This window comes from Stella humosa, assembly GCF_006738645.1.
In the GTDB taxonomy this organism is placed as follows: domain Bacteria; phylum Pseudomonadota; class Alphaproteobacteria; order ATCC43930; family Allostellaceae; genus Allostella; species Allostella humosa.
In genome coordinates this window covers 1,800,992-1,814,658 of sequence record NZ_AP019700.1, presented here as the reverse complement: position 1 = coordinate 1,814,658, position 13,667 = coordinate 1,800,992, and the positions used below count along the sequence as shown (strand labels likewise).

Genomic DNA, 13,667 nt, shown 5'->3' with positions numbered 1-13,667 from the left:
CCGCGCAACAGAGGAGACGTCCCATGCGTATCCTGCCCCTCGTCCTGCCGCTCGCCATCGCCGGCGCGCTCGCCGCCAGCCCGGCGGCGGCCCAGAAGAAATACAGCCCCGGCGCCAGCGACACCGAGATCAAGATCGGCAACACCAACCCCTACAGCGGCCCGGCCTCGGCCTATGGCGCGATCGGCAAGGCAATCGGCGCCTACTTCGCCAAGGTGAACGACGAGGGCGGCATCAACGGCCGCAAGATCAGCTACGTGACGCTGGACGACGGCTACAGCCCGCCCAAGACGGTCGAGCAGACCCGCCGCCTAGTGGAGCAGGACAACGTCCTGCTGATGTTCCAGCAGCTCGGTACGCCGTCCAACACGGCCGTCCACAAGTACCTGAACGGCAAGAAGGTGCCGCAGCTCTTCGTCGCCACCGGCGCCACCAAGTGGGGCGACCCCAAGGGCTTCCCCTGGACGATGGGCTGGCAGCCCAACTACCAGACCGAGGCCAAGATCTATGCCCGCTACATCCTGGAGAACAAGCCGGCCGGCAAGATCGCCGTGCTCTACCAGAACGACGACTACGGCAAGGACTACCTGAAGGGCTTCAAGGACGGGCTCGGCGCCAAGGCCTCGATGATCGTGGCCGAGGCGTCCTACGAAGTGACCGACCCCACCGTCGATTCGCAGATGGTGACGCTGAAGGCGTCGGGTGCCGACATCTTCTTCAACATCACCACGCCCAAGTTCGCCGCCCAGGCGATCCGCAAGGCCTTCGACATCGAGTGGAAGGCGCTGCACTTCCTCAACAACGTCTCCAACTCCGTCGGCTCGGTGCTGACGCCGGCCGGGCTGGACAAGTCCGTCGACATCGTCAGCTCCTACTACCTGAAGGACCCGACCGACCCGCAATGGGCCGACGATGCCGGCTACAAGGAGTGGCTGGCCTGGATGAAGAAGTACAATCCCGACGGCAACCTGGCCGACACCTTCAACGTCTATGGCTATAGCGTCGCCCAGACCCTGGTGCAGGTGCTGAAGCAGTGCGGCGACGACCTGACGCGTGAAAACGTGATGAAGCAGGCCGCCAGCCTGAAGAACCTGGGCCAGCCGATGCTGCTGCCGGGCATCACCATCAATACCGGGCCGGACGACTTCTACCCGATCGAGCAGATGCAGCTCATGCGCTTCAACGGCAAGACCTGGGACCCCTTCGGCAAGCCGATCAGCGGCTGACGGCCGCTACCGGCACGACGGTGATGGCCGAATCCGGGATCAGTTCCCGGATTTCGGCCGCCACCCCGTCCACCACCCGCTGGATCTCGCCCATCTGCCGGTCGGGCCGGAAGCCCAGCACGATCTCCACGATCGGCACATTGCCGGACAGCCGGGACCGCACCGCGACCAGGTCGTCATAGGCATCGAAATGCTGGATGAGCGACCGGTTGATCAGCTCCTGCTGGCTTTCGGCCAGCGTCCTGTCGAGCAGGGACGGCAGGGCGGAGCGGCACATCGACACGGCCAGTTGCAGCATCACCAGGGACACGAACGCCGATCCCGCCACGTCCGCGGCCGTTCCGACGGGCCCGTCGCCGAATATCGCATTCACGGCGAGCGCGGTCAGAACCAGGCAGGACGAGATCACCTTGGCGATCCGGGCCCGGATCTGGCCGATCATGATGACCGAGCGGCCATCGCGGCCCGCCCGCCACAGGCCCCAGAAGATCAGGCCGTTCTGCACCAGGTTGACCAGGCCGACCACGACCGCGAACGCCAGCCCCAGGCCCGCCTGGTCAGCCGGATGCCACCAGCGATAGGCAGCCGAGGCAGCAACCCACAAACCGGCAAGGCCCATGACGAGGCCGACGCTGAAATTTACGAACTGTTCCAGCTTGCCGGCACCGTAGTCATAGCTCTGGGTGCGGCCGCGATGAATCCGCCGCATGACCAGCAGGAGCACGATCTCGAGCAACACGATCAGCGTGCCGCGCATCGATTCCGCCAGGGCGATCAGCGAGTTCGACCAGATCGCGGCAGCGACCAGGGAAGCGACCATGCAACCGTCGGTCAGGACCACCGTCGTCATGGTCGTTTCCCGCCGCCGGTTCGTCGCCAGCGTCTCCGCGGACGGCGACAGCCTGGCGTCCGCTTCCCCCTGTCGGTTCAAGGCACTACTCCAGCTTGCGGATCGTGATGACGGTCAAGGCCCCGCCATTGCTCTCCAGTTCGAAGCGCACCCGGTCACCTGCCACCAGATCTTGCAGAACCGCAGGATCGCGCACCGCAAATACCATGGACATGCCCATCATATCGAACTTCTCGATCGGGCCATGGCGGATGGTGACCTTGCCGGCCGCCGGGTCGACCCGGCGGATCTCCCCTTCGGCCTCCGCGGTGGCGGCAGTGGTCGGCTGCCCATGGCCGTGATGGCCCTGATGGCTGGTGGCAGCAGCCGGGCCGGCGGCCAGCAGCAGCAGGCACAGGATGGCGTTGCGCATCGCGGATCTCCTCTGGCTGGTCGGGGTCATGACGGCACCTTGCCCTTCCATTCATAGGCAACGGTGCCGGGCGGATGGCGGTACCAGCCGGGGTCGCGATAGTCGCCGCGGGCGAGGTCTTCGCGCACCTTCAGCGTGGTGAACATGCCCCCCATCTCGATCGGGCCGAAGGGGCCGTTGCCGCTCATCATGGGCAGGGTGTTGTCGGGCAACGGCATCTGCATGGCCCCCATGTCGGCCATGCCGCGCTCGCCCATCACCATGTAGTCGGGCACCAGGCGGGCGATCGAGCGGGCGACACCGCGATGGTCGGCCGCGATCATCGTCGGCACGCCATGGCCCATGGCGTTCATCGCATGGTGCGACTTGTGGCAGTGGAGCGCCCAGTCGCCCGCATGCTCGGCCACGAACTCGATCGCGCGCATGGCGCCGACCGGCAGGTCGACCGTCACCTCGGGCCAGCGCGCCGTGGGCGCAACCCAGCCGCCATCGGTGCCGGTCACCGCGAACTCGTGGCCATGCAGGTGGATCGGATGGTTGGTCATGGTCAGGTTGCCGATGCGGATGCGCACCCGGTCGCCACGCCGCACCGGCAACGGCGCGATGCCGGGGAAGACCCGGCTGTTCCAGGCCCAAAGGTTGAAGTCGGTCATGGTCGCGACCCGGGGCACATGGGCGCCGGCCGGGATGTCGTAGGCGCCCAGCAGGAAGACGAAGTCGCGATCGACCCGGTGCAGCGCGGGGTTGCGCGGATGGACGATGAAGGCGCCCATCATGCCCATGGCCATCTGCACCATCTCGTCGGAATGCGGGTGGTACATGAAGGTGCCGGCGCGCCGCACGGTGAACTCGTAGACGAACGTCTTGCCGACCGGGATGTGCGGCTGGGTCAGCCCGCCGACCCCGTCCATGCCGTTCGGCAGGACCTGCCCGTGCCAGTGAACGGTCGTGTGCTCCGGCAGCCGGTTGGTGACGAAGATGCGCACGCGGTCGCCCTCGACGCACTCGATGGTCGGGCCGGGGCTCTGGCCGTTGTAGCCCCACAGGCGCGCCGTCATGCCGGGCGCCAGCTCGCGCTCGACCGGCTCGGCCACCAGGTGGAATTCCTTCCACCCGCCGCGCGAGCGCCAGGGCAAGGTCCAGCCGTTCAGCGTGACCACGGGGTTGTAGGGCACGCCATCGGCCGGCGTCAGCGGCGGCTCGGTCGCGGCCGACGCCCGGCTCGGCGCCTCGGGCAGGCCGGAGGCGTCGGCCAGGGCGGCATGGGTCGCCAGCAGGCCGGCCGCACCCAGGAATGCGCGACGATCGATCATCCTTCCCTCCGCTGGCCATGGGTCGCGACGGCATCGGGCATAGTGCCGCCGGTGGCGTCTTCCAGGTCCGTCTGGGCAATCCAGAAGTCGCGCTCGGCGGCAATCGCCTCGGCCACGCCCTCGGCCTGGCGGGCGGCATCGGCCAGCATCTCGAAGACGCTGACCAACATGCCGTTGTAGCGCAGCAGGCTCTCCTCCGAGATCGCCTGGAGGGCCGGCACGATCTCGCGCCGGTGGTGCCAGGCGATTGCGTGGCTGGCGCGCCAGACGGCATCCGCCGCGCGGACCTCCGAGCGCGCGTCGACCGCCAGTCCGGCCAGGCGGTTGGCCGCGGCCTGATAAAGGTTTGCGGCCTCGGCTGCAGCGGTTGTGCCGCCGTCGAATATGGGCAGCGACAGCGTGACCTCCCAGCCGCGACGAGTGGGCGTCCCCGTCTCGCGCGTCGAGGCGATGCCACCCTCGGCCACCGCCACCAAGCGGGTCGCCTGGGTCAGTGCGTGCGAGCGGCCCAGTGCTTCCAGTTCCAGGCGCGCGCGGCGCAGGTCGGCCCGCCGGCCGATCGCGTCCGCCTCGATGTCGGGCCAGTCGGGCAGCCGTTCCGGCAGCTCGGGCAGGCGCTCGGGCAGGCGGATATCCGCCCCTGCCCCCCACAGGCCCAGCAAGCGCACCAACTGCTCGCGCGCGGTCGTCGCGGCCAGCGTCGCGCGGGCCGCGCGCGTCGCCACCTCCGCGTGGAACAGGAAGTGGCGGCTCTGATCGAGCTTGGCGAAGGCGCCCGTGCGACCCAGCCGCCGTGCCAGCTCGGCTGCGGCCTCGGCCGATTGCCGGACCTCCGCCATGTAGGCGGCGGTCTGGCCGGCGGCGACGGCCCGGAAGTAAGCCCGGCGCACTTCGAGGGCCAGGGCGACGACGCGCTCGGCGGCACGCGCCTTGGCCTCCTGCCAATGGCGCTCCTCGACGGCGGCCGCGAACGGCAGGGTCACCAGGCCGATCAGGTCGAGGGTCAGGCCGCGCTCGATCTCGACGGTGCCGCCGCCGGTCGTCCGGGCATAGCGAAAGCCCGGATTGGGCGGCGTCGATGCCCGCACCAGCGCGGCCGCCGACACGCCAAGATCGTCATAGGCCGCCTGCAGCGCGCGGTTGTTCAGCACCGCCACTTGCACGGCGCCATCCGGCGACAGCGGCTGGGCCAGCAGCCGCACCAGCCGCTGCCGGACCCGAGCGGCCTCGTCCTCGGTCTGGACACGGCTGGCCTCGACGCCGAGGCGCGCCGACGCGGCTGCCGTCACCTCGACCACGCCCTGGTCCTCCAGCAATGAGGCGCAGGCGCCCAGCAGCAGGAGGCCGGGCAGGATGATCATCCGGCGGACCGTCATGGCCGGGCCACCGGTTCCGCTGGCGGCTCGCCCCGCATCTGGCCGCTGGCGCCGCCGATCCGGCCAGCCTCGTCGTTGAGTGGCCGCCACGGCGCCGGCTCCACTGGCCGGAATCGCGTCGCAGTCGGAAAGACGGCGGCAGGAGGCTGGTAGGCGACCTTGGCCGACGGGTCGGCCGGGTCGCCGCCCACCAGCGCCGGCGCGGTGGCGCAGGCGGCAGCAAGCGGCAGCGCCACGAGGGCGCGCACGAAGGGATACATGGGGAACCTCGACGGATCGAACGCATGGAACCGCCAGGCGCGACGCGACGCCCGGCAGCCGATGGCAGCGTCAGATACGGTCGCGGTTGGGTGGCCTGGGGTCGACGAAGGGCGTAAGGCCGGCGCGTTCGTTGCTGCGCGGGCGGCCTAGGTCGGTGCGCGATGGCAAGCTCGGCCGCCCCAGGTCGGTATCGGGCCAGGCCGTGATGCAACAGCCCAGGCTGCTGGCACAGCCATGCCCGCTCTGGGTCGGCTGGCCGGGCCGCTCGGATTCGGAACCGGCGGCATGGGGACAATCACCCGCGTCGCCCGGCGCTGCGTCCGCCGTCCGCTCGATCGCGGGCACGCCATGCCCGCCGCCATGATCTCCATGGGCCTGGGCAGCCGTGCCCGTCGCCACCAGGGCGATCCAGCCGAACAGGATGAGGAGCAGATGGCGCAAGGTCGGGTCCGGTCTCCTGGGGTCGAGACCGCAATCTGGCATGCGCGCCGGAAATGGCAATGGCGGCCCTTGACCTTCCCATGATGGGAAGGACTACATGCCGCAGCGATGGGGACCGGAAGCAAGCGGGAGACGGGCATGGCCCACGACCACCATTCGCACGACAAGCACCACGGCCATGCCTGCTGCGCCGGGCACGGCACAGCAGCCATGCCCCCCCCCAAGGCCAAGGACCCGGTCTGCGGGATGACCGTCGATCCGGCGACGGCCAGGCATCAGGCCGACCATGACGGCCGGACCTTCTATTTCTGCGGCGCCGGCTGCCGCACCAAGTTCATGGCCGACCCGGGCAAGTACCTGGCCCCCGCCAAGGCGGCAGAGCCGGTGGTGCCCGGCGCCATCTATATCTGCCCGATGCACCCGGAGGTCCGCCAGGTCGGCCCCGGCACGTGCCCGATCTGCGGCATGGCGCTGGAACCCGAGGTCGCGACCGCCGATGCCGGCCCCAATCCCGAACTCGTCGACATGACCCGGCGAATGTGGATCGGCCTGGCCCTGGCCCTGCCGGTCTTCCTGCTGGAGATGGGGCAGCACCTGACCGGCACCCACTGGCTGGAGCCGCACCTGTCCGCGTGGGTGCAGATGGCTCTGGCGACGCCGGTGGTGCTGTGGGCCGGCTGGCCCTTCTTCGTGCGCGGCTGGCAATCCGTCGTCACCCGCAATCTCAACATGTTCACCCTCATCGCCATCGGCACGGGTGTGGCCTGGGCCTACAGCGTGGCAGCGACGCTGGCGCCCGGCCTGTTCCCCGCCACCTTCCGCGGCCATGGCGGCACCGTGGCGGTCTATTTCGAGGCCGCCGCCGTCATCACCGTGCTGGTCCTGCTGGGCCAGGTGCTGGAACTGCGCGCGCGCGAGCAGACCTCGGGCGCCATCCGGGCGCTGCTGGACCTGGCGCCCAGCACCGCCCGGCGGATGCGGCCCGACGGCAGCGACGAGGAGGTGGCGATCGACGCCATCCAGCCGGGCGACCGGCTGCGCGTGCGGCCCGGCGAGAAGATCCCGGTCGACGGCCGGCTGGTGGACGGCCGGGCGGCGATCGACGAATCGCTGGTCACGGGCGAGGCGATGCCGGTCACGCGGCAAGTGGGCGACCGGCTGCTGGCCGGCACGATCAACGGCCAGTCCGGCTTCGCCATGGAGGCGGAGCGGGTCGGCCGCGACACCATGCTGGCACGCATCGTCCAGATGGTGGCGGATGCCCAGCGCAGCCGGGCGTCCATCCAGCGGCTGGCCGACCGGGTCGCCGGCTGGTTCGTGCCGGCGGTCCTGCTGGCAGCCCTGCTGGCCTTTGCCGCCTGGGCCGCCTTCGGGCCGGAGCCGCGGCTGGCCCATGGCCTGGTCGCCGCCGTCGCCGTGCTGATCATCGCCTGCCCCTGCGCGCTGGGGCTGGCCACGCCCATGTCGATCATGGTCGGCGTCGGCCGCGGCGCGGTGCCGGCGTGCTGATCCGCAATGCCGAGGCCCTGGAACGGATGGAGCGGGTCGACACGCTGGTCGTCGACAAGACCGGCACGCTGACCGCCGGCCGCCCACCGTGACGGCGCTGCCCGCCCCGGCTTCGACGAGGTGGAGCTTCTGCGCCTGGCGGCCGCGGTCGAGCGCGGCAGCGAGCATCCGATCGGGCACGCGATCGTCACCGCCGCCGCGCGCGGGGCATCGCGCTGCCGGCCGTGGCGGATTTCCATTCCCCCACCGGCAAGGGTGCGGAGGGCACGGTCGAGGGCCGACGCATCGCGATCGGCAGCGCCGCCTTCCTGGCCGAGGCGGGCGTCGCCGTCGATGGACTGGCCCAAGAGGCCGAGCGTCTCCAGCAAGAGGGTGCCACGGTCGTCTTCTGCGCGGCCGATGGCCGGCTTGCGGGGGCCGTCGCCGTGGCCGACCCGGTCAAGGACACGACCGCACCTGCCCTGGCCGCCCTGCGGGCCGACGGTGTGCGCATCGTCATGCTGACCGGCGACAATGCCCGCACGGCAGCCGCGATCGGCCAGCGCCTGGGCATCGCCGAGATCGAGGCCGAGGTATCGCCCGAGCGCAAGGCCGCCGTCGTCGCCCGGCTGCGGGCCGAGGGCCGAGTGGTGGCCATGGCCGGCGACGGCGTCAACGACGCGCCGGCACTGGCCGCGGCCGACATCGGCATCGCCATGGGCGGCGGCACCGACGTCGCCATGGAGAGCGCCGGCGTGACGCTGCTCGAAGGCGACCTGGGCGGCATCGTGCGTGCCCGCCGGCTGTCGCGGGCAACGATGCGCAACATCCGCCAGAACCTCTTCTTCGCCTTCGCCTACAACGCCGCCGGCGTGCCGATCGCGGCCGGCCTGCTCTACCCCACATTCGGCATCCTGCTGTCGCCGGTGGTGGCCGCGGCCGCGATGGCGCTGTCGTCGGTCAGCGTCATCGGCAATGCGCTGCGGCTACGGCAGGTGCGGTTGTGACCGCCACCATGACCATCGGCGAGGCGGCGGCGGCGTCCGGCGTCTCGGCCAAGATGATCCGCTACTACGAGGAGATCGGCCTGGTGGCCCCGGCCGGGCGCACCGCCGCCGGCTATCGCATGTATGGCGCCCACGATGTCCACACCTTGCGATTCGTGCGGCGGGCGCGGGACCTGGGCTTCGGCGTGGAGCAGATCGGGTCCCTGCTCGCGCTGTGGCACGACCGCGCGCGGGCCAGCGCCGACGTGCGCCGGGTGGCAGTCGACCAGATCGGCCAGCTTCGCCGCCGCATCGACGAGTTGCAGGCGATGGTGCGCACGCTGGAGCATCTGGCCGACCATTGCCACGGCGACGCCCGGCCGGACTGCCCGATCCTCGACGACCTGGCCGACCCGCCGGCCGACGCCAGCCCGCCACCGGATGCCCGCTTCGGCCACGGCGCCCGCCGCAACCCCAAGGAGCACGCATGACCAGCCGACGTTCCCTGATGCTGGGTGCAGCAGCCGCTGCCGCCCTCTTCCCCGCCTTGGGCGCCCGCGCGACAGGTCCGGCAATCACGGTCCACAAGGACCCGTCCTGCGGCTGTTGCGACGGCTGGGTCGAGCATCTGCGCCGGGCCGGCTTCCAGGTGGCCGTAGCGGAGGGTGACGTGCAAGCCGCCAAACATAGCCTGGGCGTGCCGGAAGACCTCGCCTCCTGCCACACCGCCACGGTCGGCGGCTATGTCGTGGAGGGCCACGTGCCGGCGCACGCCATCACCCGCCTGCTGGCCGAACGGCCGACGATTGCCGGGCTTGCAGTCCCTGGGATGCCGGCCGGGTCCCCCGGCATGGAAGGCGGCCGGCCGGAAACCTACGCCGTCATCGCCTTCGCGCCCGCCGGCCGCTCGACCTTCGGCCGGTATCGGGAAGCCAGGCCGGCATAGGCCGGCCCGGCCATCGTTCCTACCGCAGCGGCTCCAGGATGCTGACATAGTTGGCGACGCAGGCGCCGCCCATGTTGAAGATGCCGGCCAGCTTGGCGTCCTTCACCTGGATGCCGCCGGCCGTGCCGGTCACCTGCTGGGCGGCCAGGACGTGCATCGACACGCCGGTGGCGCCGATCGGATGGCCCTTGGACTTCAGGCCGCCGGACGGGTTGATCGGCAGGCGGCCGTCCTTCTCGGTCCAGCCCTCGTGGATCGCGCGAGCGCCGTCGCCGCGGGCGGTCAGGCCCATGGCCTCGTACTCCAGCAGTTCGGCCGAGGTGAAGCAGTCGTGCGTCTCCACGAGGTCGAGGTCGGCCAGGGTCAGGCCGGAACTGGCGAGCGCCTTCTTCCAGGCCACCTCGCAGCCCTCGAAGAGCGTGATGTCGCGCTTGGACATGGGCAGGAAGTCGTTCACCTGCTCGGCCGCTCGGAACACCACGGCCTTGGACATGGCAAGCGCTGTGTCGATGTCGGCCAGCACCACGGCGGCCGCCCCATCCGACACCAGTGAGCAGTCGGTGCGCTTCAGCGGGCCGGCCACCAGCGGGTTCTTGTCGGAGATGGTGCGGCAGAAGTCGTAGCCCAGGTCCTTCTGCATCTGCGCCAGCGGGTTTACGGCGCCGTTGCGGTGGTTCTTGGCGGCGATGCGGGCCAACGCGTCGGACTGGTCGCCATGCTTCTGGAAATAGGCCTGGGTGATGCGGCCGAAGACGCCGGCAAAGCCGCCCTCGACCTCGCCATCCTCGGGCAGATAGCTGGCGCGGATCAGGATGTCGCCGACCGCCGCCCCGGCGATCTCAGTCATTTTCTCCACCCCGATCGCCAGCACCCGGCGCGCCTTGCGCGCCGCGATCGCGTTCAGCCCCTGGTGGATCGCGGCAGAGCCCGTGGCGCAGGCATTCTCAACCCGCGTCGACGGCTTGAAGCGGAACAGGTCGGAGCCTTGCATCACCAGCGACGACGGGAACTCCTGCCGCACGAAGCCAGCATTCATATTGCCGATATAGATGGCGTCGATGTCGGCCGGCGACAGGCCGGCATCGGCCAGCGCATCGGCCGCCACGCGGACGATGAGGGATTCGAGGGTCTCCCCTTCCAGCCGGCCGAACTTGGTGTGCGCCCAGCCGACGATGCATGCGGTCATGGGAATGCTCCGATCGGGAAATATCAGCCGGGACTATAAGCCCAATCCGCGCCGCTTGCATGGCAAAGGGCCGGACCGTGGGGAACGATCCGGCCCCCGACCGACGCGCCTGAGGGAGGGGGAGCGGCGCGGCCGATCCTGCCAGGCCTCAGTCGCCGTAGAAGGAGAGGTCGGAGCCGTAGCCGGCCTTGACCGCCGGCCGCGTCTTCGCAAGCGACACGGCGGCGGCCTCCAGGCGCGCCATGGCATCCAGCGTGCGGCAGACATCGAGATAGAGCGCGCGCGCGGCCGGCGTCGCCTCCAGCCGGCGGCCCAGGCCGCGATCGAACAGGCGCAGGCCGAACGAACGCTCGATGCGCGCGATCAGTTGGCTGACGGCCGGTTGGGAAAGCTTCAGGCGTTCTGCCGCCCGGGTCACGCTGCCGGTCTCGCAGACGATCCGGAAGGCTTCCAGATTGCGCTGCCGCAGTTGCTGCCGGATCGCGTCTTCGTCGCTCGGCATGATACCCCCTGTTGGTCGCTACAGGGTCTGTACCGCTGGCGAAGGCGTTCGGATGCACCCTTCCGGGACGAAATTTGATAACCGTTGGTTAACGTCAACCCTCCAGAGCGCAGAATCCTGTTATCGCTCCGCGACCGCGCGCAGGCCGCCCCGGGGCCGGCGGCGCGCCGCCGGCACGGCCGGCGTCGGCATCGGCACGACCGCCATGATCTCCTGGGCCAGCCGCACGATCTCCGTCCGGAATGCCGCGCAGAACGGGTGCAGCTCGGCCCCCCGCCGCCGCATCATGTAGAGGCCGCAGCCGATATCCGGCGCCAGCGGGACGATGTCGATCTCGCGATGGCGGCAGCGCCAGGCCGATATCGCGCTCATCAGGCCGATGCCCTGCCCGCGCACCACGAAATCGCACAGCGCGAAGCCGGGCGCCTCGACCGTCGGCGTCAGCGGCTGGCCGGCGGCGGCGAAAGCGGCATCAATCGCCGCCCGGTAGGGCGCTTGGCGATGGACGCAGAGCAGCGGCTCGCCCTCCAGGTCGCCCGGCGCGAGGGACGGCCGCCCGGCCAGGCGATGCCCGCGGGGCACAACCACCACCACCGGCAGGGTGGTCAGCAACTCGCTCTCGACCCGGTCGCTGGTGCCGGCCTCGCTGCCGATGGCGATGTCGAGTTCGCCGGAGACGAGCAGCGCCTCGAGATTGCCCGAGTAGCGGGGGTCGAGATGGACGTGGATCAGGGGATACTCGACGCGCAGCCGGTCGATCGCCTCCTGCGCCATGCCCATGGCGATCGACGGCATCGCGCCGATGGTGACCCGGCCGCCGCTATGCGCGTCCCTCGCCGCCAGCTCGAAACGATCGAGCGCATCCAGCACGCCGCAGCAGGCCGGATAAATCAGGCGCGCCTCCGGCGTCGGTGCCAGCCGGCGGGCACCGGCCCGCTCGAACAGCTTCACCGCAACCGCCTTCTCCAGCGCGAAGATCGTCTGGCTGATCGCCGGCTGCGATACCCCGAGCCGCTCGGCCGCGCGCGTCACGCTGCCCGTCTCGAAGACGTGCCGGAACGCCTCCAGCGACCGCATGCGCGTGAGATTTCGGAGATCCTGCACCTAGCTGCCGATCCGTTGGACTGCGAATGGAAATTGATAACCCAGGGTTTCGTCGGAAGCTATCGCGACGTTATTCTGCCGGCTGCTGGTGCCACGCACGCGGCGTGCCAATAGGCCGATCCTCAAGTCGCCCTTCGGCACCCGCGAGGCTCTTCGCCAGCCGCTCCAGTCCGCCCATGGCGTCCAGGACACGGGACACGTGTTCCAGCAGCAGCCGCGCCTCCCCCGTCGGCTCCAACCGCCGGCCGGCACCGCGGGAAAACAACTGGAATCCGACCGCCCGCTCGAGGCCGGCCAGCAACTGGCTGACCGCCGGCTGGGTAATGCCGAGAACCTCTGCCGCACGGGTGGCGCTGCGCGTTTCAACCGTAAGGCGAAAAGCCGCCAGCGTCCGGTACCGCAGCTGCTGCCGCAAATCCATGTCGCTCAAGGGGGAAGCTCCAACCCGGGGAAGTCTGTCATGCTCGATAACCAACGGATGAACGTCGGCCCCTCTTCCACGTTCCCCGCAGATAGTCGGCGCGCTTGCCATTTCGCGGCACCGCTCGGGGGCGCAGCCGCGGCCCGCCCCTCCACCTTGACCCTCTGCCTTGACCCTCTGGGGGGCCGTGGCTAGGTTGCGCCGCACAATCGCCACGGGAACCCGATTTACATGGCTTCGAACGCCGTCCGCGGTCGGGGAACCGGCCTCAGCTTCCAGTCGATCATCCTGACGCTGCAGAATTTCTGGGCCGAGCAGGGCTGCGTCATCCTCCAGCCGCATGACGTGGAGGTAGGCGCCGGCACCTTCCATCCGGCGACTACGTTGCGCGCGCTGGGGCCGCGGCCGTGGCGGGCGGCCTATGTCCAGCCGTCGCGCCGGCCGACCGATGGCCGCTATGGCGAGAACCCGAACCGGCTGCAGCACTATTACCAGTTCCAGGTCATCCTGAAGCCGTCGCCGGCCGACAGCCAGGCCCTCTATCTGGAAAGCCTGAAGCGGCTGGGCATCGACCCGCTGGCGCACGACATCCGCTTCGTCGAGGACGACTGGGAAAGCCCGACGCTGGGCGCCTGGGGCCTCGGCTGGGAGGTCTGGTGCGACGGCATGGAAGTGAGCCAGTTCACCTATTTCCAGCAGGTGGGCGGGCTGGAGTGCAACCCGGTCTCGACCGAGCTGACCTACGGGCTGGAGCGGCTGGCCATGTACATCCAGGGCGTCGACAGCATCTACGACCTGGAATTCAACGGCGTCGAAGGCCCCGGCCGCATCACCTATGGCGACGTCTTCCTGCGCAACGAGCAGGAGTTCTCGGCCTTCAATTTCGAGCGTGCCGATACCGGGATACTGTTGCAGCACTTCAGGGACGCCGAGAAGGAATGCGCCAGCCTGCTCGGGGCCAGGCTCGCCCTCCCCGCCTACGACCAGTGCATCAAGGCCAGCCACACCTTCAACCTGCTGGACGCGCGCGGCGTCATCAGCGTGACCGAGCGCGCGGCCTATATCGGCCGGGTGCGGGCACTGGCGAAGGGCTGCTGCGAGGAATGGCTGGCGGGCGAGCTGGCGGCCGCAGCCCGGCAGGCGGAGGTCTGAGGC

The 13,667-nt window shown here is 70.0% G+C and carries 16 protein-coding genes; 6 read left to right on the top strand and 10 right to left on the bottom strand.

What is annotated here, in order from left to right; translation table 11 throughout:
• Window positions 1-23: 23 nt before the first annotated feature.
• A complete protein-coding gene (locus STVA_RS08550; RefSeq protein WP_123689051.1) occupies window positions 24-1,226 on the top strand; it encodes an ABC transporter substrate-binding protein in 1,203 nt (400 codons plus the stop codon).
• Here STVA_RS08550 and STVA_RS08545 read toward each other — a convergent pair.
• The 6 genes from STVA_RS08545 to STVA_RS08520 all read right to left on the bottom strand — a co-directional run bounded on the left by STVA_RS08545 (window position 1,216) and on the right by STVA_RS08520 (window position 5,879).
• A complete protein-coding gene (locus STVA_RS08545; RefSeq protein ID WP_142235707.1) occupies window positions 1,216-2,076 on the bottom strand; it encodes a cation diffusion facilitator family transporter in 861 nt (286 codons plus the stop codon). The genes STVA_RS08550 and STVA_RS08545 overlap by 11 nt on opposite strands.
• 85 nt (window positions 2,077-2,161) lie before the next feature.
• Window positions 2,162-2,488: a copper-binding protein gene (locus tag STVA_RS08540; RefSeq protein ID WP_123689053.1), complete on the bottom strand. Its 327-nt coding sequence runs from the start codon at window positions 2,486-2,488 to the stop codon at window positions 2,162-2,164.
• A gap of 26 nt (window positions 2,489-2,514) precedes the next feature.
• Window positions 2,515-3,801, bottom strand: coding sequence for a multicopper oxidase family protein (locus STVA_RS08535; RefSeq protein ID WP_123689054.1), 1,287 nt, complete (start codon window positions 3,799-3,801; stop codon window positions 2,515-2,517).
• A complete protein-coding gene (locus tag STVA_RS08530) occupies window positions 3,798-5,177 on the bottom strand; it encodes a TolC family protein (RefSeq protein WP_123689055.1) in 1,380 nt (459 codons plus the stop codon). The genes STVA_RS08535 and STVA_RS08530 overlap by 4 nt, the downstream gene beginning before the upstream one ends.
• The gene (locus tag STVA_RS08525; protein WP_123689056.1) at window positions 5,174-5,437 is read right to left on the bottom strand and encodes a hypothetical protein; all 264 of its coding nucleotides are present in this window, start codon (window positions 5,435-5,437) and stop codon (window positions 5,174-5,176) included. Before STVA_RS08525 ends, STVA_RS08530 begins: the two co-directional genes overlap by 4 nt.
• 70 nt (window positions 5,438-5,507) lie before the next feature.
• A complete protein-coding gene (locus tag STVA_RS08520) occupies window positions 5,508-5,879 on the bottom strand; it encodes a hypothetical protein (RefSeq protein ID WP_123689057.1) in 372 nt (123 codons plus the stop codon).
• Between the two features lie 138 nt (window positions 5,880-6,017).
• On the opposite strand from STVA_RS08520, the gene STVA_RS28650 reads away from it, so the two are divergent.
• From STVA_RS28650 to STVA_RS08505, 4 genes are all read left to right on the top strand, one after another.
• Window positions 6,018-7,388 (top strand): HAD-IC family P-type ATPase, encoded by a 1,371-nt coding sequence (locus tag STVA_RS28650; RefSeq protein ID WP_476692419.1) that lies wholly within the window; start codon window positions 6,018-6,020, stop codon window positions 7,386-7,388.
• A 224-nt stretch (window positions 7,389-7,612) separates the two neighbouring features.
• Window positions 7,613-8,374: an HAD-IC family P-type ATPase gene (locus STVA_RS28645; protein ID WP_476692418.1), complete on the top strand. Its 762-nt coding sequence runs from the start codon at window positions 7,613-7,615 to the stop codon at window positions 8,372-8,374.
• Window positions 8,371-8,844 (top strand): Cu(I)-responsive transcriptional regulator, encoded by a 474-nt coding sequence (gene cueR, locus STVA_RS08510; protein ID WP_338069534.1) that lies wholly within the window; start codon window positions 8,371-8,373, stop codon window positions 8,842-8,844. The genes STVA_RS28645 and cueR overlap by 4 nt, the downstream gene beginning before the upstream one ends.
• Window positions 8,841-9,299, top strand: a complete 459-nt coding sequence (locus tag STVA_RS08505; protein WP_123689059.1) for a DUF411 domain-containing protein — start codon at window positions 8,841-8,843, stop codon at window positions 9,297-9,299. The genes cueR and STVA_RS08505 overlap by 4 nt, the downstream gene beginning before the upstream one ends.
• Window positions 9,300-9,318: 19 nt before the next feature.
• Here the strand turns inward: STVA_RS08505 and STVA_RS08500 are convergent, their stop codons facing one another.
• The 4 genes from STVA_RS08500 to STVA_RS27580 all read right to left on the bottom strand — a co-directional run bounded on the left by STVA_RS08500 (window position 9,319) and on the right by STVA_RS27580 (window position 12,512).
• Complete coding sequence (locus STVA_RS08500) at window positions 9,319-10,485, bottom strand: acetyl-CoA acetyltransferase (RefSeq protein WP_123689060.1); 1,167 nt, start codon at window positions 10,483-10,485, stop codon at window positions 9,319-9,321.
• Between the two features lie 148 nt (window positions 10,486-10,633).
• Window positions 10,634-10,987 carry a LysR family transcriptional regulator gene (locus tag STVA_RS08495; protein ID WP_123689061.1) on the bottom strand — a complete coding sequence of 118 codons (354 nt, stop codon included), beginning with the start codon at window positions 10,985-10,987 and terminating at the stop codon, window positions 10,634-10,636.
• A 120-nt stretch (window positions 10,988-11,107) separates the two neighbouring features.
• Window positions 11,108-12,091: a LysR family transcriptional regulator gene (locus STVA_RS08490; protein ID WP_142235706.1), complete on the bottom strand. Its 984-nt coding sequence runs from the start codon at window positions 12,089-12,091 to the stop codon at window positions 11,108-11,110.
• Between the two features lie 70 nt (window positions 12,092-12,161).
• Complete coding sequence (locus STVA_RS27580) at window positions 12,162-12,512, bottom strand: LysR family transcriptional regulator (protein ID WP_170216463.1); 351 nt, start codon at window positions 12,510-12,512, stop codon at window positions 12,162-12,164.
• A gap of 231 nt (window positions 12,513-12,743) precedes the next feature.
• Between STVA_RS27580 and STVA_RS08480 the strand changes: the two genes are divergently transcribed.
• Entirely contained in the window at window positions 12,744-13,664 is a 921-nt protein-coding gene (locus tag STVA_RS08480) for a glycine--tRNA ligase subunit alpha (protein ID WP_123689063.1), read from the top strand.
• Window positions 13,665-13,667: the final 3 nt, after the last annotated feature.

Excerpts from the sequence above, each read along its gene's own strand:
- STVA_RS08550 (WP_123689051.1), top strand. The coding sequence starts at position 24 with ATGCGTATCCTGCCCCTCGTCCTGCCGCTCGCCATCGCCGGCGCGCTC.
- STVA_RS08545 (WP_142235707.1), bottom strand. The coding sequence starts at position 2,076 with ATGACGACGGTGGTCCTGACCGACGGTTGCATGGTCGCTTCCCTGGTC.
- STVA_RS08540 (WP_123689053.1), bottom strand. The coding sequence starts at position 2,488 with ATGCGCAACGCCATCCTGTGCCTGCTGCTGCTGGCCGCCGGCCCGGCT.
- STVA_RS08535 (WP_123689054.1), bottom strand. The coding sequence starts at position 3,801 with ATGATCGATCGTCGCGCATTCCTGGGTGCGGCCGGCCTGCTGGCGACC.
- STVA_RS08530 (WP_123689055.1), bottom strand. The coding sequence starts at position 5,177 with ATGACGGTCCGCCGGATGATCATCCTGCCCGGCCTCCTGCTGCTGGGC.
- STVA_RS08525 (WP_123689056.1), bottom strand. The coding sequence starts at position 5,437 with ATGTATCCCTTCGTGCGCGCCCTCGTGGCGCTGCCGCTTGCTGCCGCC.
- STVA_RS28650 (WP_476692419.1), top strand. The coding sequence starts at position 6,018 with ATGGCCCACGACCACCATTCGCACGACAAGCACCACGGCCATGCCTGC.
- STVA_RS08505 (WP_123689059.1), top strand. The coding sequence starts at position 8,841 with ATGACCAGCCGACGTTCCCTGATGCTGGGTGCAGCAGCCGCTGCCGCC.
- STVA_RS08500 (WP_123689060.1), bottom strand. The coding sequence starts at position 10,485 with ATGACCGCATGCATCGTCGGCTGGGCGCACACCAAGTTCGGCCGGCTG.
- STVA_RS08495 (WP_123689061.1), bottom strand. The coding sequence starts at position 10,987 with ATGCCGAGCGACGAAGACGCGATCCGGCAGCAACTGCGGCAGCGCAAT.
- STVA_RS27580 (WP_170216463.1), bottom strand. The coding sequence starts at position 12,512 with ATGGATTTGCGGCAGCAGCTGCGGTACCGGACGCTGGCGGCTTTTCGC.
- STVA_RS08480 (WP_123689063.1), top strand. The coding sequence starts at position 12,744 with ATGGCTTCGAACGCCGTCCGCGGTCGGGGAACCGGCCTCAGCTTCCAG.